At 37.6% G+C, this 5,023-nt stretch carries 4 protein-coding genes; 3 read left to right on the forward strand and 1 reads right to left on the reverse strand.

Annotation, left to right across the window (positions count from 1 at the left end; all coding sequences use genetic code 11):
• Window positions 1–189: 189 nt before the first annotated feature.
• Window positions 190–876, forward strand: a complete 687-nt coding sequence (locus DC53_RS00425; RefSeq protein ID WP_007378727.1) for a tRNA-uridine aminocarboxypropyltransferase — start codon at window positions 190–192, stop codon at window positions 874–876.
• A gap of 1 nt (window position 877) precedes the next feature.
• Here DC53_RS00425 and DC53_RS00420 read toward each other — a convergent pair whose 3' ends face one another.
• Window positions 878–1,393 carry a hypothetical protein gene (locus DC53_RS00420; RefSeq protein ID WP_033032342.1) on the reverse strand — a complete coding sequence of 172 codons (516 nt, stop codon included), beginning with the start codon at window positions 1,391–1,393 and terminating at the stop codon, window positions 878–880.
• Window positions 1,394–2,247: 854 nt separating this feature from the next.
• Between DC53_RS00420 and DC53_RS00415 the strand changes: the two genes are divergently transcribed.
• Both DC53_RS00415 and DC53_RS00410 read left to right on the forward strand, forming a co-directional pair.
• The gene (locus DC53_RS00415; protein ID WP_033015947.1) at window positions 2,248–3,252 is read left to right on the forward strand and encodes an extracellular solute-binding protein; all 1,005 of its coding nucleotides are present in this window, start codon (window positions 2,248–2,250) and stop codon (window positions 3,250–3,252) included.
• Window positions 3,252–4,883 (forward strand): ABC transporter permease, encoded by a 1,632-nt coding sequence (locus tag DC53_RS00410; protein ID WP_033023849.1) that lies wholly within the window; start codon window positions 3,252–3,254, stop codon window positions 4,881–4,883. Before DC53_RS00415 ends, DC53_RS00410 begins: the two co-directional genes overlap by 1 nt.
• The last annotated feature ends 140 nt before the right edge of the window (window positions 4,884–5,023 follow it).

Genomic DNA, 5,023 nt, shown 5'->3' on the forward strand with positions numbered 1-5,023 from the left:
AAAATTACGCTAGAACTAGGCAAAAGTTTTGTATCTAGTTGTTCTAAATAAAAAATTTTAACGAAGTTATAGTGCAATTTAATTCGTTAAATTGATCAAAGATTTATGCAGGTTGGTATGGCTATAAATATAAGATTAAATAACAAGAAGTCGTTACAATGCGCGCTTAATTAATTGAAGGTAAATACAGTGAAAAACTCAGTTTTGGCATTACGCGCTCAACAAATAAGTGAATCCCGTCGAGAGTTTAATGCTCGAGGTGGTAAATTAGATCGCTGTGAGCAATGCTTAATAGCTAAGCACTACTGTATTTGTAAAGGTGTTGAACAGGCTGATTGCACGGCTGCGGTCTGTTTATTGATGTACCATAATGAAAGCTTTAAACCTTCTAATACAGGGCGTTTAATTGCTGAAATAGTACCTGATAATCACGCTTTTAGATGGGACAGAACAGATCCTAACCCAGCGCTTTTAGCTTTAATAAATGATTCGCAGTATCAGCCAATGGTCGTGTTTCCCGCTGAAGATGTAGAAGAGGGCAGAGCTATTACCGAAGTGAGTATTGAATTAGGTAAAAAGCCGCTATTTATATTTTTAGATGGTACGTGGCGAGAAGCAAAGAAAATGATTCGTAAAAGTCCCTATTTAGATAACCTACCAGTGCTTTCTGTTACTGCTGATAAACTATCTGATTACCGATTACGTGTAGCCCCTCATGCGCATCAACTAGGCACTGCTGAAGTGGCTATTATGGTGTTAGCCCTTGCTGGCGAAATGGATGCATCAACAAAGCTTGAGCAACATTTTATAAAGTTTCGCGATGCGTATTTATTAGGTAAACGTAATAAAGGCAGGCCTGAATCTGATCAGAGCTAACTTAAGCCGATTGTTTGCTCGTGTATTCTAAGTAAGCTATCGCTTTATTTTGAAGTGCTGTAAAATTTTCTTCAGATGTTAACTTTACAACTGTTTCATATAGTTGATTCATACTTGTATGCACTTGACTAAATGAATGGAAGTCACTGCTTTCCATTTTTTTTGCTTCTTCTACTCTTTTTAAAAAATACTTATTAATATTAACTTTACCATTAAAATTTGTGCGGCCTATTGCATTTGCTAGCTTATTTAATTGATAACTAAATTCGTCATCACGGGCGGTTTCACCTCTCTGGGTTGTTCTTATATCACTTTCTAATTGAATAATAACGTTGAGTATCGTTTTAAACTCACTCATAGACATGTTAGAAAAATCGTATCCTTCTGGATTAAACAAAGCAGAATAAGGATTTTCTTTTGGGGCAGGAGCCGTAAAAATACAAATATACTCTGCTGTGCTATTTACTGGGCTATTAAGTGTGGAGACGTTTTTACTCGATTTAAAATTTATATTCATAAACTATTTATGTTCCTTCATATAAGTTGTGCTCTGAAGCTGATGAGATTGCTATTTCCTCTATTATTAATATGTTTGACTTAATTACCTATGCAAAGAAAAGCGCGCTCTATCTCTAGGCGCGCTTGCGGAATCTTCTAATTTTCTGCATCCTGCAATTGAACTTAATCAACTCCAATTTTTACTAATCCATGTTATTACAATATTACTTTTTAGTTCTATGTAATCTAGGCTATCCGGGCCTGTCTCCTTTAATTCCTGAACATCCTGTAAGGTAAATACTATTACCAAATCCTTCCATTGCACTTCCTAGTGCATCCGTGTATTAATCAATCCATTGTGTTGCCTAAAAGGCCTGTCCATCTATTCCTTAAACATCCTGTCAAACAACTAAAACCCTTGTTGTTATCCCTTTCGCACCTTCCTGATGCTATCCATTTTTACAACATTCCATTGTGTTACTCATCCTGAGCCTGTCCTAAAATCCGTATTTCCTTGGTAACCTAATCATTGGTTGGTCGAATAAATAATTTGCTTGTATTTAATCGATAAGCATCACTGCTTGGTTGATGAGTAAATTGTAGGTGAATGGAGCAACTTAAATAGGGCTGAAACTATATTTAATTAGTATTTATGCAATAGCTAAAGTTTATTAATTCTTTATTTTCAATTGGTTATTTAATTAATGCTTGTTTTATATGTTGCTTTTTACTCATTAGCTGTCACATCCGTGAGAGATGTCTTACATGACATTTCTGTTTTAGACACCTTTTACCTACTTACAGCTATTTAAGGTGTGCACTTTTTAACTGTTCACGGTAGAATTATTTGATAATAATTATTATTTAGGTGGAATAATGAAGACACTCGCTATCACTTTAGGATTAATAGTATCGGCGCCAGCCTTTGCAAACGACGTCGTTAATATTTACTCTTTTCGCCAACCGTTTTTAATACAGCCAATTTTGGATGATTTTACAAAACAAACCGGCATCCAAACGAATGTTGTTTTTGCTAAAAAAGGATTAATTGAACGTGTTAAGCGCGAGGGAAAACATAGCAAAGCCGACTTAGTACTAACTTCTAACTTTAGTGCACTTATTCAATTAGAAGATTTAAAGTTAACGCAAACTATTAAAAGTGACAGCGTAAATAATAATGTGCCTGCAGCATTTCGTGATGGCGAAGGCCAGTGGGTTGCGCTAACAAAGCGTGTGCGTAATGTTTATTCATCAAAAGAGCGAGTAGGTGCGTTACCAAACCTAACTTATGAAGAGTTGGCTGATCCTAAATATAAAGGTCAAATTTGCACTCGTTCGGGTAAGCATCCTTATAATTTGGGGCTTGTTGCATCAATGATAGCTCACCATGGTAAGGCTGATACTAAAACATGGCTTGAAGGCGTCAAAGCTAATTTAGCGCGCAAACCCCAAGGTAACGACCGTGCTCAAGTTAAAGCTGTTAAAGAAGGTTTGTGCAATTTAGCGTTAGGTAATAGTTATTACCTTGGAAAAATGTTGCAAGATAAAGAACAAAAAGGTTGGGCGGAAGCGGTAAATATTAATTTCCCGAACCAAATTAATCGTGGCTCGCACATAAATGTATCGGGTGCGGTTATTACTAAGTTCGCTAAAAATCCTGAAAATGCCTTGAAACTCATAGAGTATATGACCGACAATAAAGCACAAAACATGTATGCCTCACTAAATATGGAGTATCCAGTTAAGCCAGGTGTGCAATTATCCAGTTTGGTTGCGTCTTGGGGGAGCTTTAAGGAAGACAGCTTGCCACTCGATGAGATCAGTAAATATCGTCCGTTAGCGCTTAAGCTGATTGATGAGGTGAAGTTCGATCTTTAATGACTTATAAATTTAAGCTGTCTAAATGGCAGCTCTTTGCGTGGTCGACGGGTTTGATTCTGTCGGCCCCGTTGTTTTTTCTTCTTTTTGAATCTCTGCAAGGTAACTCTGAGGTGTTTTCTCATCTTTGGGATACAGTGCTTTGGGATTACATTACTAATACTGTGTTGCTGGTTTTAGGCGTTTGTGTGCTTAGCTGTGCTATTGCGCTGCCACTCGGTTGGCTTACTGCTTACTGTAGTTTTCCTGGTAAAAAGCAGTTTGAATGGGCACTTATGCTGCCCCTTGCTATGCCTACCTATATTATTGCCTATGTATACACTGATTTATTAGACTATGCGGGCCCTGTGCAAATAGCACTTAGAAAATGGTTTGGCTGGCAATCACCTAGTGACTATTGGTTTTTTGATATACGTACACTACCTGGCGCTATCGTTATGATTGCCTTGGTACTTTACCCGTATTTATTTTTAATTTTTAAAACAGCCCTTCGCGAACAGTCATTCAAATTAGTACAAGCTAGTCAATTAATGGGGCTATCTCCTAAACAAAGTTTTTTTAAAGTAAGTTTGGTGCTCTCTCGCGGCGCAATTGTTGCGGCTCTTGCACTCATTAGTATGGAAACTATGGCTGACTTTGCAACCGTCAGCTATTTTGCCGTGAGCACATTAACGACCGCCGTATATGACACATGGTTTGGTTATTATTCGCTTACAGCGGCCGCTAAAATATCGGGTGTAATGCTCTTACTTTTATTTTTGGCATTAATGGCAGAACGCTTTAGCCGCCGTAACCAAGCGGTATTTGAGCGCCAATCAAGTGTAAATAGCGAATCTCTCTATGTATTAAAAGGAAAGTCGGCTTGGCTAGCAACTGCATTTTGTGGCTTTATTCTACTTATCGCTTTTTTAATTCCCATTGCAGTACTCGTAAACTACGCAATTACCTACTTTGATAAAGCGTGGAACATTGAGTTTTTTAGCTATGCTTGGCAAAGTTTAAAAGTAGCAGGGATAGTGAGTGTAATAACCATTACGTTGAGTATTTTTGTGGTTTTTTATCAGCGTGTTGCAAAGCAAACGTATCCGCTTATTCCTGGGCGTTTAGCCAGTACGGGCTATGCATTGCCTGGTACAGTGCTCGCTATTGCTGTTTTATTACCACTTACATTATTAGAAAACACCATCAATGAAGCGCTCGAACCATATAATTTAGATATAGGTTTACTGCTTACAGGCAGTATTCTTACTATTATTATTGCTTACATTGTTAGGTTTTATGCCATCGCACACGGAGCGATAGAATCGAGTTTTTTACGCATTAGCCCATCACTCGATATGGCAAGTCAATCAATGGGTAAAAGCCAAGGGCAAACATTGCGTTTAATACATCTACCTTTATTACGCCGTGGACTACTTACGGCGGCATTACTGGTGTTTATTGAGTGCATGAAAGAGCTACCTGCGGCGTTATTGCTCAGACCGTTTAATTTTGAAAGCTTAGCAACTCATGTATTTCAGTATGTGAGTGACGAGCAGTTAGAGCTTGCTTCAATTTCGGCATTATTTATTGTTATTGTCGGGTTTATTCCTTTGTATTTTATTAATCGTTCTATGGAGCAACGTAGTTAAATGAGTAGTTTAATTTTACAAGGCGTGAGCTATCGCTATAACGGTACAAAGGTTATTCATGATTCATAGCTTAGTTCTTAAGGAACACAGACCGTGTGACTTCCTATCTTAAAACGGCAAATATCATTGTTTTTCTCAAT

This window comes from Pseudoalteromonas fuliginea (assembly GCF_000690055.1).
GTDB classification, from domain to species: domain Bacteria; phylum Pseudomonadota; class Gammaproteobacteria; order Enterobacterales; family Alteromonadaceae; genus Pseudoalteromonas; species Pseudoalteromonas fuliginea.